General features: G+C 66.4%; 25 protein-coding genes. 21 read left to right on the top strand and 4 right to left on the bottom strand.

Going from position 1 to position 25,492, the window contains the following annotated elements; translation table 11 throughout:
- Position 1: 1 nt before the first annotated feature.
- The 14 genes from CXB49_RS19690 (at position 2) to moaC (ending at position 15,078) form a co-directional block, all read left to right on the top strand.
- Complete coding sequence (locus CXB49_RS19690) at positions 2–1,483, top strand: UDP-N-acetylmuramoyl-L-alanyl-D-glutamate--2,6-diaminopimelate ligase (RefSeq protein WP_101709940.1); 1,482 nt, start codon at positions 2–4, stop codon at positions 1,481–1,483.
- Positions 1,480–2,841, top strand: a complete 1,362-nt coding sequence (gene murF / locus CXB49_RS19685; protein ID WP_101709939.1) for a UDP-N-acetylmuramoyl-tripeptide--D-alanyl-D-alanine ligase — start codon at positions 1,480–1,482, stop codon at positions 2,839–2,841. The genes CXB49_RS19690 and murF overlap by 4 nt, the downstream gene beginning before the upstream one ends.
- 1 nt (position 2,842) lies before the next feature.
- The gene (gene mraY, locus CXB49_RS19680) at positions 2,843–3,928 is read left to right on the top strand and encodes a phospho-N-acetylmuramoyl-pentapeptide-transferase (protein ID WP_101709938.1); all 1,086 of its coding nucleotides are present in this window, start codon (positions 2,843–2,845) and stop codon (positions 3,926–3,928) included.
- An 11-nt stretch (positions 3,929–3,939) separates the two neighbouring features.
- On the top strand, positions 3,940–5,304 hold the full coding sequence (murD, locus tag CXB49_RS19675; protein ID WP_101709937.1) for a UDP-N-acetylmuramoyl-L-alanine--D-glutamate ligase: 1,365 nt from the start codon (positions 3,940–3,942) through the stop codon (positions 5,302–5,304).
- A complete protein-coding gene (ftsW, locus tag CXB49_RS19670) occupies positions 5,301–6,458 on the top strand; it encodes a putative lipid II flippase FtsW (RefSeq protein WP_101709936.1) in 1,158 nt (385 codons plus the stop codon). Before murD ends, ftsW begins: the two co-directional genes overlap by 4 nt.
- A gap of 165 nt (positions 6,459–6,623) precedes the next feature.
- Complete coding sequence (gene murG, locus CXB49_RS19665; protein WP_101709935.1) at positions 6,624–7,706, top strand: undecaprenyldiphospho-muramoylpentapeptide beta-N-acetylglucosaminyltransferase; 1,083 nt, start codon at positions 6,624–6,626, stop codon at positions 7,704–7,706.
- 37 nt (positions 7,707–7,743) lie between these two features.
- On the top strand, positions 7,744–9,138 hold the full coding sequence (gene murC, locus CXB49_RS19660) for a UDP-N-acetylmuramate--L-alanine ligase (protein WP_101709934.1): 1,395 nt from the start codon (positions 7,744–7,746) through the stop codon (positions 9,136–9,138).
- 47 nt (positions 9,139–9,185) lie between these two features.
- The gene (locus CXB49_RS19655; RefSeq protein WP_101709933.1) at positions 9,186–10,094 is read left to right on the top strand and encodes a D-alanine--D-alanine ligase; all 909 of its coding nucleotides are present in this window, start codon (positions 9,186–9,188) and stop codon (positions 10,092–10,094) included.
- The gene (locus CXB49_RS19650) at positions 10,084–10,809 is read left to right on the top strand and encodes a cell division protein FtsQ/DivIB (protein WP_101709932.1); all 726 of its coding nucleotides are present in this window, start codon (positions 10,084–10,086) and stop codon (positions 10,807–10,809) included. Before CXB49_RS19655 ends, CXB49_RS19650 begins: the two co-directional genes overlap by 11 nt.
- 46 nt (positions 10,810–10,855) lie before the next feature.
- Positions 10,856–12,073, top strand: coding sequence for a cell division protein FtsA (gene ftsA / locus CXB49_RS19645; protein WP_233493124.1), 1,218 nt, complete (start codon positions 10,856–10,858; stop codon positions 12,071–12,073).
- A 92-nt stretch (positions 12,074–12,165) separates the two neighbouring features.
- Complete coding sequence (ftsZ, locus tag CXB49_RS19640) at positions 12,166–13,353, top strand: cell division protein FtsZ (protein ID WP_101709930.1); 1,188 nt, start codon at positions 12,166–12,168, stop codon at positions 13,351–13,353.
- A gap of 112 nt (positions 13,354–13,465) precedes the next feature.
- A complete protein-coding gene (gene lpxC, locus CXB49_RS19635; RefSeq protein WP_199406907.1) occupies positions 13,466–14,377 on the top strand; it encodes a UDP-3-O-acyl-N-acetylglucosamine deacetylase in 912 nt (303 codons plus the stop codon).
- A 4-nt stretch (positions 14,378–14,381) separates the two neighbouring features.
- Positions 14,382–14,564 (top strand): hypothetical protein, encoded by a 183-nt coding sequence (locus CXB49_RS19630; RefSeq protein ID WP_101709928.1) that lies wholly within the window; start codon positions 14,382–14,384, stop codon positions 14,562–14,564.
- Between the two features lie 37 nt (positions 14,565–14,601).
- On the top strand, positions 14,602–15,078 hold the full coding sequence (gene moaC / locus CXB49_RS19625) for a cyclic pyranopterin monophosphate synthase MoaC (protein WP_101709927.1): 477 nt from the start codon (positions 14,602–14,604) through the stop codon (positions 15,076–15,078).
- Here moaC and CXB49_RS19620 read toward each other — a convergent pair whose 3' ends face one another.
- From CXB49_RS19620 to CXB49_RS19605, 4 genes are all read right to left on the bottom strand, one after another.
- Positions 15,079–15,954, bottom strand: a complete 876-nt coding sequence (locus tag CXB49_RS19620) for a permease (RefSeq protein WP_101709926.1) — start codon at positions 15,952–15,954, stop codon at positions 15,079–15,081. It abuts the gene before it with no gap.
- A 100-nt stretch (positions 15,955–16,054) separates the two neighbouring features.
- Positions 16,055–16,654, bottom strand: coding sequence for a hypothetical protein (locus CXB49_RS19615; protein ID WP_101709925.1), 600 nt, complete (start codon positions 16,652–16,654; stop codon positions 16,055–16,057).
- A 69-nt stretch (positions 16,655–16,723) separates the two neighbouring features.
- Positions 16,724–17,236 (bottom strand): CNP1-like family protein, encoded by a 513-nt coding sequence (locus CXB49_RS23750; protein WP_158300961.1) that lies wholly within the window; start codon positions 17,234–17,236, stop codon positions 16,724–16,726.
- A gap of 11 nt (positions 17,237–17,247) precedes the next feature.
- Positions 17,248–18,012 carry an NRDE family protein gene (locus CXB49_RS19605; RefSeq protein ID WP_101709923.1) on the bottom strand — a complete coding sequence of 255 codons (765 nt, stop codon included), beginning with the start codon at positions 18,010–18,012 and terminating at the stop codon, positions 17,248–17,250.
- 124 nt (positions 18,013–18,136) lie between these two features.
- Between CXB49_RS19605 and CXB49_RS19600 the strand changes: the two genes are divergently transcribed.
- From CXB49_RS19600 to oppF, 7 genes are all read left to right on the top strand, one after another.
- Positions 18,137–18,367: a sulfurtransferase TusA family protein gene (locus tag CXB49_RS19600; RefSeq protein ID WP_043571791.1), complete on the top strand. Its 231-nt coding sequence runs from the start codon at positions 18,137–18,139 to the stop codon at positions 18,365–18,367.
- 63 nt (positions 18,368–18,430) lie between these two features.
- Positions 18,431–19,465, top strand: a complete 1,035-nt coding sequence (gene pyrC / locus CXB49_RS19595) for a dihydroorotase (protein WP_101709922.1) — start codon at positions 18,431–18,433, stop codon at positions 19,463–19,465.
- Between the two features lie 426 nt (positions 19,466–19,891).
- On the top strand, positions 19,892–21,505 hold the full coding sequence (locus tag CXB49_RS19590) for a peptide ABC transporter substrate-binding protein (RefSeq protein WP_101709921.1): 1,614 nt from the start codon (positions 19,892–19,894) through the stop codon (positions 21,503–21,505).
- Positions 21,506–21,626: 121 nt separating this feature from the next.
- The gene (oppB, locus tag CXB49_RS19585) at positions 21,627–22,547 is read left to right on the top strand and encodes an oligopeptide ABC transporter permease OppB (protein WP_101709920.1); all 921 of its coding nucleotides are present in this window, start codon (positions 21,627–21,629) and stop codon (positions 22,545–22,547) included.
- Positions 22,548–22,560: 13 nt separating this feature from the next.
- Positions 22,561–23,475, top strand: a complete 915-nt coding sequence (locus CXB49_RS19580; protein ID WP_101709919.1) for an ABC transporter permease subunit — start codon at positions 22,561–22,563, stop codon at positions 23,473–23,475.
- A 26-nt stretch (positions 23,476–23,501) separates the two neighbouring features.
- Positions 23,502–24,503 carry an oligopeptide/dipeptide ABC transporter ATP-binding protein gene (locus tag CXB49_RS19575; RefSeq protein WP_101709918.1) on the top strand — a complete coding sequence of 334 codons (1,002 nt, stop codon included), beginning with the start codon at positions 23,502–23,504 and terminating at the stop codon, positions 24,501–24,503.
- Positions 24,496–25,485, top strand: a complete 990-nt coding sequence (gene oppF / locus CXB49_RS19570) for a murein tripeptide/oligopeptide ABC transporter ATP binding protein OppF (protein ID WP_101709917.1) — start codon at positions 24,496–24,498, stop codon at positions 25,483–25,485. Before CXB49_RS19575 ends, oppF begins: the two co-directional genes overlap by 8 nt.
- Positions 25,486–25,492 lie beyond the last annotated feature (7 nt).

The following is a 25,492-nucleotide window of genomic DNA, read 5'->3' as shown; positions in this document are numbered from 1 at the left end:
CATGAAGAGCCGTTTGACTGCGTTGCCGGACTGGGATCCGGCCTTGTTGCAACAGCTGGGCCTCCCGATCAAAAGGGTGGAGGCCGACAGCCGCCGCGTGCTGCCGGGCGATGTGTTTCTCGCCTGCCGCGGCGAGTACGCCGACGGCCGCGATTTCATCCCGGCCGCGCTGGAAAAGGGCGCCGCCGCCGTGCTGTGGGACGACGCCGATGGTTTCGCCTGGCAGCCGGAGTGGACCGTGCCGAATCTGGCGGTGCCGAATCTGCGCGAGCGCGCCGGCATCGTCGCCGCCCAGGTGCTGGGCCTGCCGTCGCGCGACCTGACCGTGGTCGGCATCACCGGCACCAACGGCAAGACCTCGATCTCGCACTGGCTGGCGCAGGCTTTCTCGCTGCTGGGCCAGAAGGCCGCGCTGATCGGCACCGTCGGCAACGGTTTCTACGGCCAGCTGACCGAAACCACCCACACGACGCCGGACCCGGTGACGGTGCAGCAGAAGCTGGCCGAATACCGCCGCCAGGGCGCGCACGTGGTGACGATGGAGGTGTCCAGCCACGGCCTGGACCAGTTCCGCGTCAACGGCGTCGAGTTCGCCACCGCGGTGTTCACCAATCTGACCCGCGACCACCTGGACTACCACGGCTCGATGGAGGCCTACGGCGAGTCGAAGAAGAAGCTGTTCTTCTGGGAAGGCCTGAAGCACGCGGTGATCAACGCCGACGACGCCTTCGGCCGCCAGCTGGCCGCCGAGATCGATCCCAAGCTGACCCGGGTGGTCAGCTACGGCCTGGAGCAGGGCGATGTGCGCCCGCTGGCGCTGGCCGCGACGCTGGAAGGCCTGCAACTGACCGTCGCCACGCCGTGGGGCACGGTGGACGTGCGCACCGGCCTGGTCGGCCGCTTCAACGCCGCCAATCTGCTGGCCTGTCTGGCCACGCTGTGCGTCAACGGCATCGGCCTGCAGGAAGCCGCCGCGGTGATGGCGCGTATCCAGCCGGCGCGCGGCCGGATGCAGAGCGTGGGCGGCACCCACGAACCGCTGGTGGTGATCGATTACGCCCACACGCCAGACGCGCTGGAGAAGGCGCTGGCGACCTTGTCCGACATCCGCCCGACCGGCGGCAGGCTGTTCTGCGTGTTCGGCTGCGGCGGCGACCGCGATCCGGGCAAGCGCCCGATGATGGGCGGCGTCGCCGAGAAATACGCCGACGTGGCGGTGCTGACCAGCGACAACCCGCGCAGCGAGGACCCGCAGGCCATCATCCGCGACGTGCTGGCCGGCATGGACGCCGCGCGCGCCCATGTCGAGGCCGACCGCGAGGCCGCCATCCACTGGGCGGTGAGCCAGGCCCGCGTCGGCGACGTGGTGCTGGTGGCCGGCAAGGGCCACGAGGAATACCAGGACATCGCCGGCGTCAAGCGGCCGTTCTCCGATTTCCGCGTCGCCGAGGAAGCGCTGACGGCGTGGGGGAAGCGGCCATGATGACGCTGAGCCAAGCCGCCCGCCTCGCCAACGGCCGCCTCGCCGGCGCCGACGGCGAAGTGTCGCGGGTGATCACCGACAGCCGCCTGGCGCAGCCGGGCGATCTGTTCGTCGCGTTGAAGGGCGAGCGCTTCGACGCCCATGATTTCGTCGCCGAGGTGGTGGCCAAGGGCGCCGCCGCGCTGGTGCGCGACGGCTTCGAATTGGCCGGCGCCAGCCTGATCCAGGCGGGCGACGACACCCGGCTGGCGCTGGGCCGTCTGGCCGCCGGCTGGCGCGAGACGCAGCCGGCCGTCCGCATCGGCATCACCGGCTCCAACGGCAAGACCACGGTCAAGGAGATGCTGGCGGCGATACTGCGCGCCCATGCCGGCGCCGACGCCGTGCTGGCCACCGCCGGCAATTTCAACAACGACATCGGCCTGCCGCTGACGCTGCTGCAGCTGAAACCGCAACACCGCTACGCCGTGATCGAAATGGGCATGAACCACCACGGCGAGCTCAGCTACCTGACCGGGCTGACCCGGCCGCAGGTGGCGCTGGTCAACAACGCGATGCGCGCCCACTTCGGCCATTTCGGCTCCACCGCCGAGGTGGCCCGCGCCAAGGCCGAGATCTTCGAGGGACTGAGCGGCGACGGCGTGGCCGTCGTCAACGCCGACGACGCCAATCTGGCGCTGTTCTGCGCCGCGGCCGCTTCGCATCGCCAGCTGAGCTTCGGCCTGGAGCAGGCCGATGTGAGCGTGAGCGATCTGGCGCTGTCGGCGCTGGGCAGCCGCTTCACGCTGCTGTCGCCGGCCGGCGAAATCGAGGTATCGCTGCCGACGCCGGGCGAGCACAACGTTCGCAACGCGCTGGCCGCCGCCGCCGTCGCGCTGGCGCTGGACGTGCCGCTGGCCGCCATCGCCGCGGGCCTGGCCGCTTTCGCCGGCGCCAAGGGCCGGCTGCAGATCAAGCAGAGTCCGCGCGGCCTGACGGTGATAGACGACAGCTACAACGCCAACCCGGACTCGATGAAGGCCGGCATAGACGTGCTGGCCGGCCTGCCGGCGCCGCGCTGCTTCGTGATGGGCGATATCGGCGAGTTGGGCGAGGGCGCGCCGGCGCTGCACGCCGAAGTCGGCGAGCATGCGCGCGCGCGCGGCATCGAGCAGTTTTTCGCGCTGGGCGAGGTTTCGCGCCGCGCGGCGACGGCCTTCGGCGCCGCCGGACAGGGTTTCGATTCGATTGACGAGTTGTTGGAGTGCCTGGATAGCCGGCTGGCTTCGGGTACCGCCGTTCTGGTCAAGGGCTCGCGCTTCATGCGCATGGAACGGGTGGTGGAACACCTGATGCAAGCAAAGAAAGAAGGAGTTTAAGGTGCTGCTTTGGCTGGCTGATCTGTTGGGTTCGCATATCCGGGCCTTCAATGTCTTCAACTACACCACGCTGCGCGCGGTGATGGCCGCGCTGACCGCGCTGGCGATCTCGCTGCTGCTGGGGCCGTGGGTGATCCGCAAACTGACCGAGTTGAAGGTCGGCCAGGCGGTGCGCAACGACGGTCCGCAAACCCATCTGGTCAAGGCCGGCACGCCGACCATGGGCGGTTCGCTGATTCTGCTGGCGATCACGCTGACCACGCTGCTGTGGGCCGATTTGTCGAACAAATACGTCTGGCTGCTGCTGGCGGTGATGCTGGGCACCGGCGCGCTGGGCTTCTACGACGACTGGCGCAAGGTGGTGTACAAGGACCCGAAGGGCGTGTCCGCCAAGTTCAAGATGACCTGGCAGTCGGCCATCGCCATCGGCGCCGGGGTGTTCCTGATCGTCACCGCCAAGCTGCCGGCCTCGACCGAGCTGATCCTGCCCTTCGTCAAGACCGTCGCCTACCCGCTGGGCGCGATCGGCTTCTGCGTGCTGACCTATCTGGTGATCGTCGGCACCTCGAACGCCGTCAATCTGACCGACGGCCTGGACGGCCTGGCGGCGCTGCCGACCGTGCTGGTGTCGGCCGGCCTGTCCATCTTCGCCTACGTCGCCGGCCACGCGGTGTTCTCCAAGTATCTGGGCCTGCCCTTCATCCCGGGCGCCCACGAGGTGGTGGTGTTCTGCGCGGCGATGTGCGGCGCCTGCCTCGGCTTTTTGTGGTTCAACGCCTACCCGGCCCAGGTCTTCATGGGCGACGTCGGCGCCTTGGCGCTCGGCGCCGCGCTCGGCACCGTGGCGGTGATCGTCCGCCAGGAGATCGTGCTGTTCTTCATGGGCGGTCTGTTCGTGATGGAGGCGCTGTCGGTGATGATACAGGTGACCTCGTTCAAGCTGACCGGCAAGCGCGTGTTCCGCATGGCGCCGCTGCATCACCATTTTGAATTGAAGGGCTGGAAGGAGACCCAGGTGGTCGTGCGTTTCTGGATCGTCACCATGATGCTGGTGCTGATCGGCTTGTCGACGCTGAAGCTGCGCTGAGGACGGAATAGATGGATTACGCCAATCGACATGTGACGGTGGTGGGACTGGGAGGCTCGGGCCTGGCGGCCGCGCGCTACCTGGCCGCCCACGGCGCGCGCGTGCGCGTCGCCGACGCCAGGCCGTCCGACGAGCGGCTGGCCGAGCTGGAACGTCATCTGCCGGGCACCGAGGTGATCGCCGGTGCCTTCGACGACGCGACCTTCGCCGGCTCCGAGCTCTTGGTGCTCAGCCCCGGCGTGCCGCTGGCCAATCCGGCCGTCGCCGCCTTCCGCCGCGCCGGCGGCGAGGTGGTCGGCGACATCGAGTTGCTGGCGCGCGCGATCCGGAACGACGGCAGCAAGGTGATCGCCATCACCGGCTCCAACGGCAAGAGCACCGTCACCAGCCTGGTCGGCCATCTGTGCGAGGCCGCCGGTCTCGACACCGTCGTCGCCGGCAATATCGGCCTGGCGGTGCTGGAGGCGCAGCTGGAGAGAGAGCGGAGCGGCAAGCGCCCCGACGTGTGGGTGCTGGAGCTGTCCAGCTTCCAACTGGAATCGACCTACTCGCTGGAGGCCGACGCCGCCACCGTGCTGAATATTTCCGAGGACCACCTCGACCGCTACGCCGACCTGCTGGACTACGCGCACACCAAGACGCGGGTGTTCAACGGCCGCGGCGTGCAGGTGCTGAACCGCGACGACGCGCTGGTGCGCGCGATGGCGCGGCCGGGCCAGGCGCACAAGTGGTTCTCGCTGAGCGGCGCCGCCGACTACGCGCTGGCGCGCGACGGCGAGCGCTACGGTCTCGGCGTCGCCGGCGAAACGGTGTTCGACTGCGCCGACATGCAGCTGCAGGGCCTGCACAACGCCGCCAACGCGCTGGCCGCGCTGGCGCTGTGCCAGGGCATAGGCCTGCCGCTGGAGAAGCTGCTGGACGGTTTGAAGACCTTCCGCGGCCTGGCTCACCGCGTCGAGCTGGTAGACGAATTCGACGGCGTCGCGTTTATCGATGATTCCAAGGGCACCAATGTCGGCGCCACCGAGGCGGCCTTGAACGGCATGACCCGGCCGGTGGTGCTGATCGCCGGCGGCGACGGCAAGGGCCAGGACTTCGCGCCGCTGATGCCGGCTTGCCGGCGCATCGCCCGCGCGGTGCTGCTGATCGGCCGCGACGCCGACAAGATCGCGGCCGCGCTGGACGGCAGCGGCCTGGCGCTGGAGCGCCACGACACGCTGGAGGACGCGACCCGCCGCGCGGCGGCGCTGGCCCGTTCCGGCGACGTGGTGCTGCTGTCGCCGGCCTGCGCCAGCCTGGACATGTTCAGGAACTACGCGCACCGGGCGCAGGTATTCATCGACACCGTCGCGGCGGTAAAGGCGGCGCGGCCATGAACGCCAATCCGGCACGCCGCTACACGGCGATCACTCCGCTGGACGAGGCGCTGGCCTGGGCGTTGGCCTTGCTGCTGTCGATCAGCCTGGTGATGGTGTACTCGGCGTCGATCGCCTACGCCGAGGCCGACGCGGCGACGCAGAACCGCTACTTCTACCTGATCCGCCACGTGGTGTTCATGGTGATCGGGCTGGCGGCGGCGTACATGGCCTTCCAGATTCCGACCGGCTTCTGGCAGAAGTACTCGGGGAAGATCTTCCTGATCGGGCTGGTGATGCTGGTGCTGGTGCTGATTCCGGGCATCGGCAAGGTGGTCAACGGCTCGCGCCGCTGGATCAACCTGCTGGTGCTGAATCTGCAGCCGTCGGAGGTGATGAAGTTCGCGGTGGTGCTGTACGCGGCCGACTACACGGTGCGCAAGAGCCATCTGCTGCACAGCATCAAGGAAGGCTTTCTGCCGATGTTCATGGCGATGGTGGTGGTGGCCTTCCTGCTGCTGCGCGAGCCGGACTTCGGCGCGCTGATGGTGGTGATGAGCATCGCGATGGGCCTGCTCTTCCTCGGCGGCATCAATATGCGCATCTTCTCCGGCCTGGCGGTGATGGCGGTGGGGGCGATCGTGGTGCTGATCATTTCCTCGCCGTACCGGCTGAAGCGGGTGCTGGGCTTCATGGATCCGTGGGACGACCCGTACGGCAAGGGCTATCAGCTGTCCCACTCGCTGATCGCGATCGGCCGCGGCGAATGGTTCGGCGTCGGTCTGGGCGGCAGCATAGAGAAGCTGTTCTACCTGCCGGAGGCGCATACCGACTTCATCATGGCGGTGATCGCCGAGGAGTTCGGCTTCGCCGGCATCTGCGTGGTGATCGGCCTGTACGCCTGGATCGTGCGTCGCGCCTTCCACATCGGCGTCGAGTCGAAAAAGCTGGAGCGCTACTACCAGGCGCTGGTGGCGCAGGGCGTGGGCATCTGGCTCGGCATCCAGGTGTTCTTCAACATCGGCGTGAACATGGGCCTGCTGCCGACCAAGGGTCTGACGCTGCCGCTGATGTCGTTCGGCGGTTCGGCGATGCTGATGAATTTGATCGCGGTGGCGGTGCTGCTGCGGGTTGATTACGAAAATCGAAGGATTATGCGGGGCTATAAGGTTTAGCCCCGCATAAGGAAAGGCTGTAGGCCTTTCCAGGCGCTTCAGCGCCGTTTCCTTCGGTTTCTGCGAGCCCGAAGGGCGAAGCAAAAACCGGCGCGTCATGCGCGGATGAACAGTGATGAATAGGCGGGAGGCCCTTAGGGCTTCCGCCTCATGGGAAGAAGGTAAATGGTGAATCGAACGGTCATGGTGATGGCGGCAGGCACCGGCGGACACATCGTCCCCGGCCTCGCCGTGGCCAGGGAGTTGCAGCAGAGCGGCTGGAAGGTGGTGTGGCTGGGCACCCGTCGCGGCATGGAGAACAAGCTGGTGCCGCCGACCGGCATTCCGCTGGAGAGGCTGAATTTCCACGGCGTGCGCGGCAAGGGTCTGCTGGGCTCGGTCAAGGGCGCGCTGCAACTGGTCGGCGCCTTTTTCGGCAGCGCGGCGTTGATTCTGCGCCACCGGCCGGACGTGGTGCTGGGCATGGGCGGCTATGTCTGCCTGCCCGGCGGCGTGATGGCCGGCCTGCTGTGGAAGCCGCTGGTGCTGGTCAACGCCGACGCCAGCCTGCTGCTGAGCAACAAGGCCCTGCTGCCGTTCGCCAAGACGCTGGCCTGCGGTTTCGACGGCGGCGCGGCGAGCGCGGCCAAGGCGCAGGTCACCGGCAATCCGGTGCGCGGAGAGATCGAGGGCATGGCGCCGCCGGCCGAGCGTTTCGCCGGTCGTTCCGGTCCGCTGAAGGTGCTGGTCGTCGGCGGCAGTCTGGGCGCCAGGGTATTGAACGAAACGCTGCCGCAGGCGCTGGCCCGCTTGCCGGCCGACCAGCGGCCGCTATTGACGCATCAGACCGGCGAGGCGAACTTCGCCGCGGTCGAGGCGGTCTATCGGGCCGCCGGCCTGGCGGACGCGGTGGAGTTGCTGCCCTTCGTCGACGACATGCCGCGGCGCCTGGCCGAGTGCGATCTGGTGATCTGCCGCGCCGGCGCGATCACCGTCAGCGAGTTGTGCGCGGCCGGCGTGGCCAGCGTGCTGGTGCCGCTGGTTGTGTCGACCACCGGCCACCAGCGCGACAACGCCGAGTGGCTGGAAAAGGAAGGCGCGGCCTGGCATGTGCCGCAAAAGGAATTGAGCGCTGACAGGCTGGCTGGCCTGTTGGCGGGGCTGGACAGGGAACAGTTGCTGGACAAGGCCGAGCGCGCCCGCGCGCAGGCCCGTCCGGGCGCCGCGGGCCGAGTGGCCGCGCTGTGCCGGCAGCTGGCCGGGGAATGACAGGGCGCCGAACGAGCGTCCCAGCAGAGACACAGACATGAAACACAGGGTCAAACACATACATTTCGTCGGCGTAGGCGGTGTCGGCATGTGCGGCATCGCCGAGGTGCTGCACGGCCTGGGCTATACCGTGTCCGGCTCGGACATGGCCGACGGCGCCACCACCAAGCGGCTGGCCGCCGAGGGCGTGCGCGTGTTCTTCGGCCATGACGCCACTTATATCGAGGGCGCCGACGTGGTGGTCACCTCGACCGCGGTCAAGGCCGACAATCCGGAAGTGCTGGCGGCGCGCGACAAGCGCATCCCGGTGATTCCGCGCGCGATGATGCTGGCCGAACTGATGCGCTTCAAGCAGGGCATCGCCATCGCCGGCACCCACGGCAAGACGACGACGACCAGCCTGACCGCGTCGGTGCTGGGCGCGGCCGGGCTCGATCCGACCTTCGTCATCGGCGGCAAGCTGACCGCCGCCGGCACCAACGCCAAGCTGGGCCTGGGCGAATTCCTGGTGGCCGAGGCCGACGAGTCGGACGCGTCCTTCCTGCATCTGAGTCCGGTGATGGCGGTGGTGACCAATATCGACGCCGATCACATGGACACCTACGACCACAGCTTCGACAAGCTGAAGCAGGCCTTCGTCGATTTCCTGCAGCGGATGCCGTTCTACGGCCGCGCGGTGCTGTGCATAGACGACATCAATGTGCGCGAGATCCGCGAGCGCGTCACCAAGCCGGTGACCACCTACGGCCTCGACGAATCGGCCGACATCTACGCCGAGAACGTGCGCGCGGCGGCCGGCCAGATGCATTTCGACGTGGTGGTGAAGAACGGCACCATCACCCGCTTCCCGCTGGTGCTGAACCTGCCGGGCCGCCACAACGTGCTGAACGCGCTGTCGGCGATCGCCATCGGCCTGGAGTGCGGCGCCAGCATAGCGGCGATCCAGAAGGGTCTGTCCGAGTTCGCCGGCGTCGGCCGCCGCTTCCAGCGCTACGGCGAGGTCAAGGCGAAGGACGGCGGCAGCTTCACGCTGGTCGACGATTACGGCCACCACCCGGTGGAAATGGCCGCGACGCTGGCCGCGGTCCGCGGCGCCTTCCCGGGACGCCGGCTGCTGCTGGCCTTCCAGCCGCACCGCTACACCCGCACCCGCGATCTGTTCGAGGACTTCGTCAAAGTGCTGTCCGGCGTCGACGCCTTGCTGCTGTCCGAGGTGTACGCCGCCGGCGAGGCGCCGATCGTCGCGGCCGACGGCCGGGCGCTGGCGCGCGCGGTGCGCGTCGGCGGCAAGGTGGAGCCGCTGTTCGTCGAGGATATCGCCGATCTGCCGCAGGCCATCGTCGACGCGGCGAGGGACGGCGACGTGGTGGTGACGATGGGCGCCGGCTCGGTCGGCGCGGTGCCGGCCAAGGTGTTGGCGCTGGCTGTTTGACAGGATTTGGTCCGCGCCGTCGGCGCGGACACGCAGAGGATAGACAGATGAAGCAGTACGGCAAGGTGGCGGTGTTGATGGGCGGAAGCTCGGCTGAGCGCGAAGTGTCGCTGATGAGCGGCGCCGGCGTGCTGGCGGCACTGCTGGCCAAGGGAGTGGACGCCCACAAGTTCGATACGAGCGAGAAGCCGTTGGCTGCGCTGAAGGACGAGGGTTTCGACAGCGTGTTCAATGTGCTGCACGGCCCGTTCGGCGAGGATGGCACGCTGCAGGGCGCGCTGGAGGCATTGGGCGTCCCGTATACCGGTTGCGGCGTGATGGCGTCGGCGATCTGCATGGACAAGTGGCGCACCAAGTTGTTGTGGAAGGGCGCGGGCCTGCCGATTCCGGCGTTCGAGCTGTTGAGCGACGACAGCGATTTCGACGCGATCGAGAAGGCGCTCGGCCTGCCCATCTTCGTCAAGCCGTCGACCGAGGGCTCCAGCATCGGCGTGACCAAGGTCAAGATGCCGGGCGGCCTGAAGGCGGCGTACCAGGAAGCGAGCCGCTACGACGACATCGTCATCGCCGAGCAATTCATCGGCGCCGGCGAGTACACCTGCGCGGTGATAGGCGATACCGCCTACCCGACGGTGAAGATCGAGCCGGCGACCGAGTACTACGACTACGACGCCAAGTACTTCCGCGACGATACCGTCTACCGCTGCCCCGGCCTCGCCGGCGACGCGGAAAGCCGGGCGCGCGAATTGTGCCTGAAGGCGTTCAAGGTATTGGGCTGCCAGGGCTGGGGCCGGGTGGATTTCCTGATGGACGAGGCCGGCGGCGTGTATCTGCTCGAGGCCAACACCAATCCGGGCATGACCAGCCACAGCCTGGTGCCGATGGCGGCGCGGGCGGAGGGCATCAGTTACGAAGACCTGTGTCTGAAGGTATTGGATACGGTGCATGTGGGATAACTATCGGTTGCTCCGGAGCCTGGCCAATCTGATGCTGGGCGCTGCAGCGCTGATGTTGCTGTACGCGGGGGGATTCTGGCTGACGCATGCGCCGGTATTCCCGGTGAAGAAGATACGGATTCAGGGCGACATGAACCGGGTGACGGCGGAGCAACTGAAGTTCATCGCGGAGCACGAGCTGTCCGGCACCTTCTTCACGCTGGACATCGACAAGACGCGGTCCGCCTTCGGCAAGTTGCCGTGGGTGCGCGACGCGCAGGTGAGGCGGCGCTGGCCGGACGCGCTGGACATCACCGTGGAGGAGCACGCGGCGCTGGCGCGCTGGGGGGAGAACGGCCTGGTCAACACCCGCGGCGAGCGTTTCGACGCCGCCAGCGACGCGAAGCTGCCGGTGTTCTACGGCCCGGCCGGCGCCGAGAAGGACATGACGGCGATGCTGACGCAGTTGCGGCAGGCATTGCAGCCGTCGGGCCTGGCGCCGCGCGAGTTGTGGCTGTCGTCGCGGCGGGCGTGGAAAGTGGTGCTGGACAACCAGTTGCAGCTGGAGCTGGGACGTAATGACGCGGCGATGCGCGCGGAGCGCTTCGCCGGCTATTGGAAGAGCAGGTTGGCGCGGTTGCCGTATCACATCGAATACGTCGACATGCGCTACCCGAACGGATTCGCCGTGCGGATGCCCGATTACAAGGCGCCGCCGGCCAAGGGAAACAAGTGATTAGGCGTTGGAGCGACAGGTGAGCAAACCAAAGGAAAGCAAGAGCATGCTGGTCGGCCTGGACATCGGCACCTCCAAGATCGTGGCGATCGTGGCGGAAGTGCTGGAAGACGGCCAGCTTAACATCGTCGGCATGGGCCATACCCCGTCCCGCGGCCTGAAACGCGGCATGGTGGTGAACATCGAGTCCACCGTGCAGGCGATACAGCGTGCGCTGGAAGAGGCCGAGCTGATGGCCGACTGCAAGATTCACGAGGTGTTCGTCGGCATCGCCGGCAGCCACATCAAGAGCGTGAACTCGCACGGCATGGTGGCGATCAAGGATCGCGAAGTCACCAAGATGGACATCGACCGGGTGATAGAGACCGCGCGCGCGGTGACCATCCCGCCGGACCACCAGGTGCTGCACATCCTGACCCAGGAATACAGCATCGACGGCCAGGAAGGCGTGCGGGAGCCCTTGGGCATGAGCGGCGTGCGGCTGGAAGCCAAGGTGCACATCGTCACCGGCGCGGTATCCGCCGCGCAGAACGTGACCAAGTGCGTGCGCCGCTGCGGCCTGGAAGTGTCCGACCTGGTGTTGCAGCCGATGGCCTCGGCCATCGCGGTGCTGTCCGAGGACGAGAAGGATCTGGGCGTCTGCCTGATCGACATCGGCGGCGGCACCACTGACATCGCCGTCTATGTCGGCGGCGCGATCCGCCACACGGCGGTGATCCCGATCGCAGGCGACCAGATCACCAACGACATCGCGATGGCGCTGCGCACCCCGACCAAGGAGGCCGAGGACATCAAGATCCAGCACGGCGTCGCCCTGGTGGGTCTGGCCGATCCGGCGCAGATGATAGAGGTGCCGGGCGTCGGCGAGCGCGGTCCGCGCCAGATGTCGCGCGCGACGCTGGCCGAGGTGGTCGAGCCGCGCGTCGAGGAGTTGTTCCAGCTGGTGCAGCAGGAGCTGCGCCGCAGCGGCTTCGAGGAATTGCTGTCGTCCGGCATGGTGCTGACCGGCGGCGCCAGCCTGATGCCGGGCATGGTGGAGCTGGCCGAGGAGGTGTTCCACCTGCCGGTCCGCGTCGGCGTGCCGAAGTACGTCGGCGGCCTGGCCGAGGTGGTGAAGACGCCGCGCTTCTCGACCGGCGTCGGCTTGCTGCTGTACGGCAAGGATCAGATTCAGGGTTATTCGGGCCCCAGCGGCAAGGTGGAATCCGCCGGCGTGGGCCAGTTGCTGGGCAAGATGAAGGCCTGGTTCGCCGGGAACTTCTAGTAGAAACGCGCCGCCGCGAGGCGCGGCGGCGCGGCAATTCGGGCGTAGTACACACGGTTAGTCGTAGCTCATCTTATGTTGAGGAGAGGGAAATGAGCGGAATGATTTTTGAAGTGATGCAGGAAACGGCCAGCTCGGCCGTCATCAAGGTCATCGGCGTCGGCGGCGGCGGTTGCAACGCCATCGACAATATGATCACCGGCCATGTGCACGGCGTGGAATTCATCTGCGCCAACACCGACGCGCAGTCGCTGCAGCGCAATAGCGCGCCGCAGAAACTGCAGCTGGGCACCAATCTGACCCGCGGCCTCGGCGCCGGCGCGAATCCGGAAGTCGGCCGCAGCGCCGCGCTGGAAGACCGCGAACGCATCGCCGAGGCGCTGCGCGGCGCCAATATGGTGTTCGTCACAGCCGGCATGGGCGGCGGCACCGGCACCGGCGCGGCGCCCGTTGTGGCCGAAGTGGCCAAGGAAATGGGCATCCTGACGGTGGGCGTGGTCACCCGTCCGTTCGAGCACGAAGGCAAGCGGATGAAGGTCGCGCAGAACGGCATCGAGGATCTGAAGAAGCATGTCGACTCGCTGATCGTGATCCCGAACGAGAAGCTGATGGAAGTGCTGGGCGACGACGTCACCATGCGCGAAGCGTTCCGCGCCGCCGACGACGTGCTGAAGGGCGCCGTGGCCGGCATCGCCGAAGTGATCACCTGCCCGGGCCTGATCAACGTCGACTTCGCCGACGTGCGCACCGTGATGGGCGAGATGGGTCTGGCGATGATGGGTTCCGCCTACGCCTCCGGCATCGACCGCGCCCGCGTGGCCGCCGAACAGGCCGTGGCCAGCCCGCTGTTGGACAACATCACGCTGGAAGGCGCGCGCGGCGTGCTGGTCAACATCTCGACCGCGCCGGGTTGCCTGAAGATGAGCGAGTACCGCGAGATCATGAGCATCGTGCGCCAGTACGCCGACGAGGACGCCCAGATCAAGTTCGGCACCGCCGAAGTGGCCGACATGCCGGAAGACACCATCCGCGTGACGCTGATCGCCACCGGCCTCGGCCAGAAGAAGGCGGTCCGCAACGAAGACCGTCCGGAATACATCAAGATCGTCAAGACCGGCACCGACGACCGCGCCGTCGAGATGGTCAACTACGAGGACCTGGACGCGCCGGCCATCATGCGCACCGGCCGCCGTCGCGCGTCGCCGTCGCTGGACTTCTCCAATCCGGAAGTCAGCGAGAGCTACGACATTCCGGCCTTCCTGCGCAAGCAGGCCGATTGAGCGAGGGACGCGGATAGATAAACGCTATTCATGAAAGCGAATCAATCAATAAAGCATAGGCAGTCGCTATGCTAGAATCGGGTTTTCCCGTTTGGTTGAGTAGCCTGAAATGATCTTGCAGCGCACGCTGAAGCAAGCGATCAGCGCCACGGGCGTCGGTCTGCATTCCGGCGAGCGGGTGAAGCTCACCCTGCTGCCGGCGCCGCCCGATACCGGCATCATCTTCCGTCGTACCGACTTGCCCGAGCCGGTCGACGTGAGGGTGGAACCTTCGCTCGTCAACGACACGCGCCTCTCCTCCACGCTGGTGACGGATACCGGCGTGCGTGTCGGCACGATCGAGCATCTGATGTCGGCGTTTGCCGGCTTCGGTATCGACAACCTGGTCGTCGAGGTGACGGCGGCGGAAATCCCCATCATGGATGGTTCCGCCGCCCCCTTCCTGTACTTGCTGCAGGCGGCCGGGGTGATCGAGCAAGACCAGAAGAAGCGCTTCATCCGCGTCAAGCAGACCGTGATGGTGGAAGACCGCGGCGTGTGGGTCCGGCTGGACCCGCACGACGGCTTCAAGATCACGCTGTCGATCGAGTTCAACCATCCGGCGTTCAATCGCGCGCCGCAGACGGTGGAAGTCGACTTCGCCCATCATTCGTATACCGACGAAATCAGCCGCGCGCGGACCTTCGGCTTCATGCACGAGGTCGAGTACATGCGCAACCACGGCCTGGGCCGCGGCGGCAGTCTGGACAACGCCATCGTCATCGACGACGAATACGTGCTGAATCCGGAAGGCCTGCGCTTCCCGGACGAGTTCGTCCGCCACAAGATCCTGGACGCGATCGGCGATCTCTACATCGTCGGCCATCCGTTGATCGCGGCCTTCTCCGGCCACAAGTCCGGCCACGCGATGAACAACAAGCTGCTGCGCAAGCTGTTGGAGACGCCGGAGGCCTGGGAATACGCCAGCTTCGACGATCCGCTGGACGCGCCGTCCAGCTTCCACCAGCTGCCGCCAGAGGAGTGAGGCCGTGTTCGGCTTCTGGCGGCTGTGGCTGCTGGCGACGATACTGGCGATAGGGTGGGGAGTGCTGTGTTTCGCGCTGACCCGCGACCGCCGCCATCTGGGCCGCGTGCTGGTCGTCGTCCGCTGGAGCGGCGGCCTGTTGCTCGTCGTTTCCTGCTTCTGGCTGATTTTCCGCCTGCTGCGCTGAGCGCCGCGGGCGTTTTGCATTGAAGGATTGATTGCCCATGACCCGACTGACCCATTTCGACGCAGCCGGCCAGGCCCATATGGTGGATGTCGGCGGCAAGGCCGTGACCGCCCGTCGCGCGGTCGCCGAAGGCTTGATCCGCATGCAGCCGGCCACCTTCGCGCTGGTGAAGGGCGGCGGCCACAAGAAGGGCGATGTGCTGGGCATCGCCCGCGTCGCCGCCATCATGGCGGCGAAGAAGACTTGGGACCTGATCCCGCTGTGCCATCCGATCTCGCTGACGCGGCTGGCGGTGGACTTCGAACTGAGGGACGACGAGTCCGCGGTGAGGATGGAAGTGACCGCCGAGTGCGCCGGCCAGACCGGCGTCGAGATGGAGGCGCTGACCGCGGTCAACGTCGGCCTGCTGACCATTTACGATATGTGCAAGGCGGTGGACCGCGGCATGGTCATCGACGGCGTGCGCCTGCTGGAGAAGGACGGCGGCAACAGCGGCAGCTGGCGCGCCGGCTGATCAGCGCAGCAGCAGCGTCGCCGTCGCGTAGACGCCGATGGCGACGATGCTGATGCAAGTGCCGCAGGCGATGGGCCCGGCCGAGCGGCCGTTTTTCATATAGTGGGTTTCCAGCACGATGATGTTCGCCGCCGGCGGCAGCAGGCACATCAGATACAGCGCCGGCTGATTGTCGAGCACCAGCCGGATGTCCAGCTGGCGGCAGATCGCGACGAACAGCGCGAGCAGGACGCAGATCGCGGCGGCGCGCAGCGCCGACAGCCGCAGCGCCCGGCCGAAATCGGCGACGCCGAGCCGGGTGGCGGACAGCCAGATGCCGAGTATCGACATGCCGAGCAGGCTCATCAGGAATTTCAGCACCTCGTAGCCCGGTCGGGCGTAGGCCTGCAACTGCGGGCCGAACGGCATCAGCGCCACGCCTGCCAGCAGCGCCCACACCGGCGGCGCCTTCAGCGTCTCCCATGCCCGCGCCTTCAGGCTGCCGCCGCCGGCCATCAGGCCGACGCCGACCGAATTGCCCAGCAGCGAGCTGCCGACATAGGCGGCGATGAACACCGTCGCCGCGCCGTCGCCGAACAGCGTGCTGGCTACCGGCATGCCCAGCCAGCCGATGTTCAGATAGCTGAAGCACAGATTGCGCACCGGATCCCGGGTCGAGAGCCGGCTCAGCAGCAGCAGGGCGGCCATCATCGCCATCGTGCCGGCCATGACGGCGAACACGCCGGGCCGGTGGGCGGCGATGTTGTAGATGATGACCAGCGGAATGACGAATTTGGTCAGCAGCGCCGACGCGCGGCTTTTGATGTCGAACGGCGCGCGGCCCAGGCCTAGGCCCAGCAGCAGGTAGAGCAAGGGGGCGAACAGGGAAATCGACATGCCAGGCATCAGCTCGAGGTTGCGATCGGCGCGCGGCGGCGTGCCGGCGCGCGGGGTCTGCGACTATATCACAACATTGGCATGAGGCGCCGCCGCCGGGCTATTTGCCCGCCTCCTGCGGCTGCAGCGGGAGGTAGCCGTCGGCGTGGACGGCGAGCGAGTGGATCTCGTGCCAGCTGTCGTGGCGGTTCCACTCGTACAGGTCGCGGCCGCGCTGCAGATGCAGATAGGCGTGCTGGTAGCGCGAGCGCGCCAGCATGCCGTCGGTCAGGCGGTTCAGTTCCTGGATGGAGATGGCCAGCGGCAGGGTCCAGGCCGCCGCGCCGTGCTCTAGCGTGCCGGCCGCCAGCAGCAGGTGCAGCTGATGGCCGGACGGGACCTGGTAGTCCTTGCCGACCTTGGCTTCGATGCGGCAGGCGACGTCGAGGGCGTTGGCCGGCAGCGAGAACAGCGAGCCGATGCCGCCGGCGATCTGCAGCGTCGAGTGGGCCTCGCGCTTGCGGCTGTGGCGGCGGGTGTGCTCGCCGGCCAGCACCTCGGTCACCTCGATGGCCAGCAGGCGACCGTCGGGCAGCTTGACGCCGACGTCGGGCGCCGGGCACTTCAGCGACTGCATGTCGAGCGGCTCCATGCCTTTCTGCTCGAACAGCCGCCTGACCCACTCCCTTTCCCGGTTTTCCTGCTGAGTTTGCTGATCCATCGGCGCCCGCGCGAATGCAAGACAGATGTCTTCATTCTAGAACATCCGCCGGGCAGCTTCGCGGCAGGCTCAGCCGCCGCTGCGCAGCGCCCGCTGGGCGGTGCCGATGTCGCGCGGCGCCAGGTGGTCCGGGCACAGGCGCTCGCGCAATTCGCGCCGCAGCTTGTCGCCGAAGACGATGTCCTGCCACAGCGGCCGCATCGGCTCGATCCAGCGGTGATTGACGCTGTCGCCGAAGCCGTAGGCGCGGTACTTGTTGTCCTTGCACAGTATGCCTTCGGCGCTGAGGTTCTCGACGCCGCCGCTGCTGAGCACCTTGCTGATGTAGCGCACCACGCCGTCCTTGCCGATGCTCAGCGAGCCGGCGTCGACGAAATAACGGTTCTGCTGCAGCCAGTCGGGCTTCACTTCCACCCAGTCCGCCGTCTGCGGGTACGGCGGCAAGGCGTAGTCCTCTTCCTGCCAGGGCTTGTCGTCGTCGATCGCGTAGTTGTAGTTCTTGATGACGCGGCCCTCGGCCTGCGCCGTCAGGCTCAGGCACAAGGCCAGCGCGGCCGGCGCGATGGTGAAACGGATATTCAACGGTATGCTCCTCAGCGCGCCTGTCCGGCGCGCAGATTGTAATGTCGACGGCCGGTCTCGCGTCCGGCCAGGCCCCAGCTCAGTTCGGAAAAGCTGATGTCGCCGCGGCTGGACACCGTCAGCAGCATCGATGCGCGGGTGCCGTAGTCGCGGCCCTGGATGAAGATCGGCGACAGCGTCTTTTCCAGCGCGAGGCCGATGCGGGTATTGGGCAGATGGCCCGGGCCTGCCGGCGTCGGATCGGACAGCGCCGCGTAGGCCTGTTCCTCGGTCGGCATCCGGCGGAGTTCGCCCAGGCGTTCCGCCAGGCGCTGGCTCTTGAACCACGGCGTGTCCAGCGTGGCGTTGGACAGCGTGTGGATGCCGGGCGTCACGCGGGCGATTTGCTTGCCGGGGCTGTGGAAGAAGAACAGGTCGGCGGTGGTGCCGAACAGCAGGTTGAACGGCCCGTAGCGGTGGCACTCGGCGCGCAGCCAGTCGGCGAAGGCGAACGGGTCCTCGTCGCCGCTGACGAAGCGCTGGACCAATTCGCCGCGCGAGCGCTCGGCCTTGGCGGGAAAACCGTCGCGGAAGTTGGTGACGGCGGCGATGCGGTTGCGGCCGTCCACCATCAGCCAGCTGCCACCGGACTGCAGGTCGCGGCCGCCCAGCGTGTGCGGGTATTCCGGCCACCAGTCCAGCGGCTCGGCGGAGCGGGCGTAGTATTCGTCGCGGTTGGCCAGCAGTACCAATTGGCCCAGGCCCGGCGTTTTGTAGGCGAAAGCGATGATGCACATGATGCGTGACCGATTTGGGTAAGGCTTGACGACTGGCGTAAACTATACGGCTACGGCCTGTCCGCTGATCGGCGCAGGCCCGGATTTCTCCATTGTAACGCGATATGGCTGAGGATACCGGCCCATGACACCCGACAAGCAGATTGATCTTTCCGGCCTGAACTGCCCGCTGCCGATATTGCGCGCGAAAAAGGCGCTGGCCGACATGGCCAGCGGCGCCGTGCTGGAGGTGATCGCCACCGACCCCGGCGCGCCTAAGGACTTCGAGGCTTTTTGCCGGCAGACCGGCAACGGCCTGCTGGAATCGACCACCACCGGCGAAGGCAAGTTCCGGATGGTGCTCAAGCGCAAATAGGCATTCCTGGCGACGGCGTCCCCGTCGCCATTCTTTTATTCATAGCCACGCCAAGCCCCGACCATGCAGACACTCACCCTGATCCGTCCCGACGACTGGCATTTGCACCTGCGCGACGACGCCGCGCTGGCGGCGGTGCTGCCCGACACCTGTCGCCAGATGGGCCGCGCCATCGTGATGCCCAATCTGAAGCCGCCGGTGACCACCGTCGCGGCCGCCGCCGCCTATCGCGAGCGCATCCTGGCCGCCCGTCCGGCCGGCAGCCGCTTCGAGCCGCTGATGACGCTGTATCTGACCGACAAGACCAGCCCGGACGAGATCCGCCTGGCCAAGGCCAGCGGCTTCGTCCACGGCGTCAAGCTGTACCCGGCCGGCGCCACCACCAATTCCGACCACGGCGTCACCGATGTCGCCCGCGCGATGCCGGCGCTGGAGGCGATGGCCGAAACCGGCCTGCCGCTGTTGGTGCACGGCGAGGTGACCGACGCCGACATCGACGTGTTCGACCGCGAGGCGGTGTTCATCGAGCGGGTGATGAAGCCGCTGCTGCAGAAGCTGCCGACGCTGAGGGTGGTGTTCGAGCACATCACCACCCGCGAGGCGGCCGAGTTCGTCGCCGCCGCGCCGGCCAACGTCGCGGCGACCATCACCGCGCATCACTTGCTGATGAACCGCAACGCCTTGTTCGTCGGCGGCATACGCCCGCACCACTACTGCCTGCCGGTGCTGAAGCGCGAGCTGCATCGCCAGGCGCTGCTGAAGGCGGCGACGTCCGGCTCGACCAAGTTCTTCCTCGGCACCGACAGCGCGCCGCATGCGAAGGGCGCCAAGGAGACGGCCTGCGGCTGCGCCGGCATGTATACCGCCAACGCGGCGATCGAATTGTATGCCGAGGCTTTCGAGGCCGCCGGCGCGCTGGACCGGCTGGAGGCTTTCGCCAGCCTGAATGGCCCGGCCTTCTACGGCCTGCCGGCCAACGGCGACCGGATCGAGCTGGTCAAGGAGGGCTGGACGGTGCCGGCCGAGCTGCCGTATCCGGGCGACGCGCTGGTGCCGCTGCGCGCCGGCGAGAACGTGGCCTGGCGGCTGCGGGACTGATACGGCCCAAATCATTGCGCCAAAGCCGCCCACGGGCGGCTTTTTTCATTGGCGGGGCGGTTTCGCATCGGATGCGATAACAACGGCCGTATTTTTAATATAAGGTTAGTCTGATTTTAAATATGAAATGGTGGGCGAGGCCGCCGTTTGGCATGAATTTTACTTGGAGCAGCCACCAGCATTTCACATGACGGAATGTCAAAAGGATAAAAACGGATAACAGCCAAGGCCATTGATTTAGCTGAATAGTCCATTGTCGGACAAATTTTTCTTTTTGATTAAAATGAATGGCATATTGTCTGTCTGGGGGCTTGATGTATTCAAAACCCTCTGCGCATAATCTGCGCATCCACTCTGGATACAATCGAGTGAAAAAAATCCGCTGCCGGCACGCCGAGTGGCGAGACAGAACAAGGAGAGTAGAAGATGACGAATAAGCAATCGCTGCGCGCGGTCGCCGCCGCCGTCGCGCTGGCGCTGGCTTCCGGTTCCGTGCTGGCCGCCCAGGTACCCGCAGGCGTCAAGCTGGCCGCCAAGCAGACCCTGATCCGCAACACCGGCTCCGAGCCGGAAACGCTGGACCCGGCGGTAGCCGAATCGGTGCCGGCCAATACCATCACCGCCGACCTGTTCGAAGGCCTGACCAGCGCCGACAACAACGGCAAGATCCTGCCGGGCGTGGCCGAGTCGTGGAAGCAGGCCGACGCCACCACCTGGGTCTTCCATCTGCGCAAGAACGCCAAGTGGTCCGACGGCCGCCCGGTGGTCGCCGACGACTTCGTCTACGGCTGGCAGCGTTTCCTCGATCCGAAGACCGCCTCCCCGTATTCCGAGACCTACGGCATCTTCATCCTGAACGGCAAGGAAATCGCCACCGGCAAGAAGAAGCCGTCCGAGCTGGGCATCAAGGCCGTCGACAAATACACGCTGGAAGTGAAGACGCCGTACCCGGTGCTGTTCCTGCCGGCGCTGGTGGCCAACACCCAATTCGCTCCGGCGCCGAAGGCCGTGATCGACAAGTACGGCAAGGACTGGGTCAAGCCGGGCAAGATGGTCAGCAACGGCGCCTATCAACTGAAGGACTGGCAAGTCAACAGCAAGGTCGTCGTCGCCAAGAACGCGAACTACTGGGACGCCAAGAGCGTGGTGCTGAGCCAGACCACCTATCTGCCGATCGAGGACAGCAACGCCGACGTCAAGCTGTACGAGTCCGGCCAGAACGACTGGGTGCTGAACCTGCCGCCGGGCACCTTCGACAAGTACAAGACCCAGTATCCGAAGGAAATCCACAACGGCGAACTGGCCGCGCTGCGCTACTACTCGTTCAACAACAAGGATGCGCTGCTGAAGGACGTGCGCGTGCGCAAGGCGCTGTCGATGGTCATCGACCGCGACATCCTGGCGAAGAAAGTCACCGCCGATGGCCAGAATCCGGCCTACAGCGTGATGGTGCACGGCGTGTCCGGCGCCGATCCGTCCAGCTACGACTGGGCGAAGTGGCCGATGGCCAAGCGCGTCGACGAGGCCAAGAAGCTGCTGGCCCAGGCCGGCGTGAAGCCGGGCGCCAAGATCAAGTTCACCTACAACACCAACGACTACCACAAGAAGATGGCGATCTTCGCCGCGTCCGAGTGGAAGTCCAAGCTGGGCCTGAACACCGAGCTGGAAAGCCTGGAGTTCAAGGTGCTGCTGAAGAAGCGCCACGACGGCGACTACCAGATCGCCCGCAATGGCTGGAACGCCGACTATAACGACGCCACCACCTTCCTGGCGCTGGTCGAGTGCGGCAACACCCAGAACGACAACCAGAACTGCAATCCGAAGGCCGAAGAGCTGATCAAGCAGGGCAACCAGTCGCTGGATCCTGCCAAGCGCAAGCAGCTGTTCACCCAGGCCGTGAAGATGATCATGGACGACTACCCGATGCTGCCGCTGTTGCAGTATACGGCGCCGCGTCTGATCAAGTCCTATGTCGGCGGCGTCGGCCAGAACCCGCTGGACCGCTACCGCAGCAAGGATCTGTACATCATCCAGCACTGAGGCGGGACGCCGGCCCCGCCGGCGACAAACGAGGCCGGATGTCCGCCGACGCGGCCATCCGGCTTGTGATGTAGGGGCCGGGCCGCGGCGCGCGCCGCGTCCGCCCATACGGAGTTACACCATGTGGTCCTACACTTTCCGACGCATTCTGGCGGCGATTCCTACGCTGCTGGCCGTCATTACCGTCTGCTATCTGCTGCTGCACATGACCCCCGGTGGTCCGTTCGACGGCGAGCGCAAGATTTCCGAAGCGGTGCTGGCCAATCTGCAGGCCAAGTACCATCTGGACCTGCCGCTGTGGAAGCAGTATCTGTATTACCTGAATAGCCTGCTGCACGGCGATCTGGGCGCGTCCTTCCGCTACGCCGACTGGAGCGTCAACGACCTGGTGGCCAGCGCGCTGCCGGTTTCCGCCACCATAGGCGGCAGCGCCATCCTGATCTCGCTGGTGATCGGCATCGCGCTCGGCGTGATGGCCGCGCTGCGCCAGAACAGCATGGTCGATTATCTGGTGATGTTCCTCGGCAATATCGGCGGCGCCTTCCCGTCCTTCATTCTCGGGCCGGTGCTGGTGCTGATCTTCGCCGTGACGCTGAAATGGCTGCCGGCCGGCGGCTGGAATCATTTCGATCCCAAGTTCATGGTGCTGCCCATCATGCTGCTGGTGTTCATCAATATCTCGACGATAGGCCGCGTGATGCGCGGCAGCCTGATCGAGGTGCTGAACAGCAACTTCATCCGCACCGCCCGCGCCAAGGGCCTGCCGCTGCGCACCATCGTGCTGCGCCACGCGCTGAAGCCGGCGCTGATGCCGGTGGTGACGCTGCTGGGGCCGCTGGCGATCTCGTCCATCACCTCGGCGGTGGTGACCGAGTCCATCTTCTCGCTGCCGGGCCTGGGCAAGCTGATCGTCAACGGCGCCGCCAACCGCGACTACACGCTGGTGCTGGGCCTGGTGGTGCTGGTGACGGTGATTACCGTGGTGTTCAACCTCCTCGTCGACCTGGCCTACGCCTTGCTCGATCCGAAGATCCGCTACTGAGGGGGCGGGAATTATGATGAAGAGCAAACAAGCCGCCGCCGTGGTGGCAATCGAGAACGGTCTGGCCGAGGCTGCGGTCGAGGGCCGCAGTCCGTGGCGCGACGCCCGCATCCGCTTTTTCCGCAACAAGGCGGCGGTGGTCAGCCTGGTGGTGCTGGTGCTGATCACGCTGTCCTGTATCGTCGGCCCGATGGTGCTGCCGTACAGCTATGAGGACACCGACTGGAACGCGATGAGCCAGGCGCCGTCCTGGGCCGGCATGCACTGGTTCGGCACCGACGCGCTGGGCCGCGATCTGCTGGTGCGCTGCCTGACCGGCGGCCGCATCTCGCTGATGGTCGGCGCGCTGGCCACCGTGGCCTCGGTGATGCTGGGCGTCGTCTGGGGCGCGACCGCCGGCTTCCTCGGCGGCAAGGTCGACGCGCTGATGATGCGCATCGTCGACATGATGTACGCGGTGCCCTATCTGCTGATCGCCATCCTGATGGTGACGCTGCTGGGCCGCGAGTTCTACCTGGTGGTGCTGACCATCACCGTGTTCTCGTGGATGGACATGGCGCGCGTGGTGCGCGGCCAGACGCTGTCGATCAAGTCCAAGGAGTATGTCGAGGCCGCGCACGCGATCGGCGTGTCGACCCCCACCATCATCTTCCGCCACATCGTGCCCAATCTGTTGGGCATCGTGGTGATCTACACCACGGTGACGGTGCCGGGCGTGATCCTGACCGAGTCGGTGCTGTCCTTCCTCGGCCTTGGGGTGCAGGAGCCGATGACCAGCTGGGGCGTGTTGATCCAGGATGGCGCCGGCGTGATGGAGACCACGCCGTGGATCCTGCTGTTCCCGGCCGGCCTGCTGTCGCTGACGCTTTACTGCGCCAACTACATCGGCGACGGCCTGCGCGACGCGCTGGACCCGAAAGACCGCTGACCCCCGCAGGATAGATGAGGCAAGCCATGAGCATTTTGAAAGTCAACAACCTCGGGGTTCAGTTCCAGACCAACGACGGCGTCGTCAACGCCGTCAACGGCGTGAGCTTCGAGCTGAACAAGGGCCAGACCCTGGGCATCGTCGGCGAGTCCGGCTCCGGCAAGAGCCAGACCATGCTGGCGCTGATGGGCCTGTTGGCCCGCAACGGCAAGACCAGCGGCCAGGCGCTGTTCCACGGCAAGGACCTGCTGACGCTGCCGACGCGCGAGCTGAACCGCATCCGCGGCGACCGCGTGTCGATGATCTTCCAGGACCCGATGACCTCGCTGAACCCGTATCTGACGGTGGAGCGGCAGATGAGCGAGGTGCTGGAGCTGCACAAGGGCATCAGCCGCCGCGAGGCGAAGAAGCGCGCGATCGAGCTGTTGGACGCGGTGCGCATTCCCGAGGCGGCGCGCCGGGTCAATATGTATCCGCACGAGTTTTCCGGCGGCATGCGCCAGCGGGTGATGATCGCGATGGCGCTGCTGTGCGAGCCGGAGCTGCTGATCGCCGACGAGCCGACCACCGCGCTGGACGTGACGGTGCAGGCGCAGATCCTGACCTTGCTGAAGGACCTGCAGCGCGATTTCGGCACCGCCATCATCATGATCACCCACGATCTGGGCGTGGTGGCCGGCCTGTGCGAGAACGTGCTGGTGATGTACGGCGGCCGCGCGATGGAGTACGGCCGCGCCGACGACATCTTCTACCACCCGAGCCATCCGTACACGATAGGCCTGTTGGGCGCGTTGCCGCGGCTGGACCACGACGGTTCCGAACTGATCAGCATCCCGGGCAATCCGCCGAATATGGCCAATATGCCGAAGGGCTGTCCGTTCAGCGAGCGCTGCGCGCACGCCAACGCCCGCTGCGTCGGCGAGCTGCCGCCGCTGGCGGCCAGTCCGCTCAACCCACAACTGCTGCGCGCCTGTCACAAGCCGGCGGAGGAGCTGGTCCAAGCCGCCGAGGAGGTGACCCATGTCTGATCAAAAGCAAGCGATCCTGTCGGTGCGCAACGTCAAGGTGCACTTCCAGGTCAAGGCCGGCGACGCCTGGCCGTGGAGCCCGAAGAAGACGCTGAAGGCGGTGGACGGCGTCAGCTTCGATCTGTACGCCGGCGAGACGCTGGGCGTGGTCGGCGAGTCCGGCTGCGGCAAGTCCACGCTGTCCCGCGCAATACTGAACCTGATCCCGGCCACCGACGGCGAGATCGTGTGGATGGGCAAGGACCTGCGCAAGGGCACGGACAAGGATTGGCTGGCCGTCCGCAAGGATATCCAGATGATCTTCCAGGACCCGTTGGCGTCGCTGAATCCGCGGATGACCATCGCCCAGATCATCGGCGAGCCGCTGCGCGTGCACAAGCCGGAGCTGTCGGCCGACGAGGTGATGAAGCGCGTCAAGGCGATGATGCGCAAGGTGGGCCTGCGCGAGCAGATGATCAACCGCTACCCGCACGAGTTCTCCGGTGGCCAGTGCCAGCGCATCGGTATCGCCCGCGCGCTGATCCTGGAGCCGAAGCTGGTGATCTGCGACGAACCGGTATCGGCGCTGGACGTGTCTATCCAGGCGCAGATCATCAATCTGCTGAAGGAGCTGCAGCGCGAGATGGGCCTGGCGCTGATCTTCATCGCCCACGATCTGGCGGTGGTCAAGCATATCTCCGACCGCATCCTGGTGATGTATCTGGGCCGCGAGATGGAGCTGGCCGAGAAGCGCGCGCTGTACGATGTGCCGTCGCACCCGTATACCCGCGCGCTGCTGTCGGCGATTCCGGTTCCCGATCCAAAGCTGGAGAGGAACAAGGCGATCCAGATCCTGCAGGGCGACCTGCCCAGTCCGATCAGCCCGCCGTCAGGCTGCGTGTTCCGCACCCGCTGCCCGCAGGCGGAGGCGCGCTGCGCGCAGGAAGTGCCGAAGCTGCGCCGCCTGAGCGGCGAGACGCAGTCGTCCTGCCTGTTGGCCTGAGGTCGCG

Origin of the sequence: Chromobacterium sp. ATCC 53434 (genome assembly GCF_002848345.1) — a bacterium.
In the GTDB taxonomy this organism is placed as follows: Bacteria; Pseudomonadota; Gammaproteobacteria; order Burkholderiales; family Chromobacteriaceae; genus Chromobacterium.
This window is presented reverse-complemented; position numbering and strand designations above follow the sequence as displayed.

Bases quoted from the DNA above. Each gene is read 5' to 3' on its own strand.
- CXB49_RS19690 (WP_101709940.1), top strand. From the start codon at position 2: ATGAAGAGCCGTTTGACTGCGTTGCCGGACTGGGATCCGGCCTTGTTG.
- murF (WP_101709939.1), top strand. From the start codon at position 1,480: ATGATGACGCTGAGCCAAGCCGCCCGCCTCGCCAACGGCCGCCTCGCC.
- murD (WP_101709937.1), top strand. From the start codon at position 3,940: ATGGATTACGCCAATCGACATGTGACGGTGGTGGGACTGGGAGGCTCG.
- ftsW (WP_101709936.1), top strand. From the start codon at position 5,301: ATGAACGCCAATCCGGCACGCCGCTACACGGCGATCACTCCGCTGGAC.
- murG (WP_101709935.1), top strand. From the start codon at position 6,624: ATGGTGAATCGAACGGTCATGGTGATGGCGGCAGGCACCGGCGGACAC.
- murC (WP_101709934.1), top strand. From the start codon at position 7,744: ATGAAACACAGGGTCAAACACATACATTTCGTCGGCGTAGGCGGTGTC.
- CXB49_RS19655 (WP_101709933.1), top strand. From the start codon at position 9,186: ATGAAGCAGTACGGCAAGGTGGCGGTGTTGATGGGCGGAAGCTCGGCT.
- CXB49_RS19650 (WP_101709932.1), top strand. From the start codon at position 10,084: ATGTGGGATAACTATCGGTTGCTCCGGAGCCTGGCCAATCTGATGCTG.
- ftsA (WP_233493124.1), top strand. From the start codon at position 10,856: ATGCTGGTCGGCCTGGACATCGGCACCTCCAAGATCGTGGCGATCGTG.
- ftsZ (WP_101709930.1), top strand. From the start codon at position 12,166: ATGAGCGGAATGATTTTTGAAGTGATGCAGGAAACGGCCAGCTCGGCC.
- moaC (WP_101709927.1), top strand. From the start codon at position 14,602: ATGACCCGACTGACCCATTTCGACGCAGCCGGCCAGGCCCATATGGTG.
- CXB49_RS19620 (WP_101709926.1), bottom strand. From the start codon at position 15,954: ATGTCGATTTCCCTGTTCGCCCCCTTGCTCTACCTGCTGCTGGGCCTA.
- CXB49_RS19615 (WP_101709925.1), bottom strand. From the start codon at position 16,654: ATGGATCAGCAAACTCAGCAGGAAAACCGGGAAAGGGAGTGGGTCAGG.
- CXB49_RS19605 (WP_101709923.1), bottom strand. From the start codon at position 18,012: ATGTGCATCATCGCTTTCGCCTACAAAACGCCGGGCCTGGGCCAATTG.
- CXB49_RS19600 (WP_043571791.1), top strand. From the start codon at position 18,137: ATGACACCCGACAAGCAGATTGATCTTTCCGGCCTGAACTGCCCGCTG.
- pyrC (WP_101709922.1), top strand. From the start codon at position 18,431: ATGCAGACACTCACCCTGATCCGTCCCGACGACTGGCATTTGCACCTG.
- CXB49_RS19590 (WP_101709921.1), top strand. From the start codon at position 19,892: ATGACGAATAAGCAATCGCTGCGCGCGGTCGCCGCCGCCGTCGCGCTG.
- oppB (WP_101709920.1), top strand. From the start codon at position 21,627: ATGTGGTCCTACACTTTCCGACGCATTCTGGCGGCGATTCCTACGCTG.
- CXB49_RS19580 (WP_101709919.1), top strand. From the start codon at position 22,561: ATGATGAAGAGCAAACAAGCCGCCGCCGTGGTGGCAATCGAGAACGGT.
- CXB49_RS19575 (WP_101709918.1), top strand. From the start codon at position 23,502: ATGAGCATTTTGAAAGTCAACAACCTCGGGGTTCAGTTCCAGACCAAC.
- oppF (WP_101709917.1), top strand. From the start codon at position 24,496: ATGTCTGATCAAAAGCAAGCGATCCTGTCGGTGCGCAACGTCAAGGTG.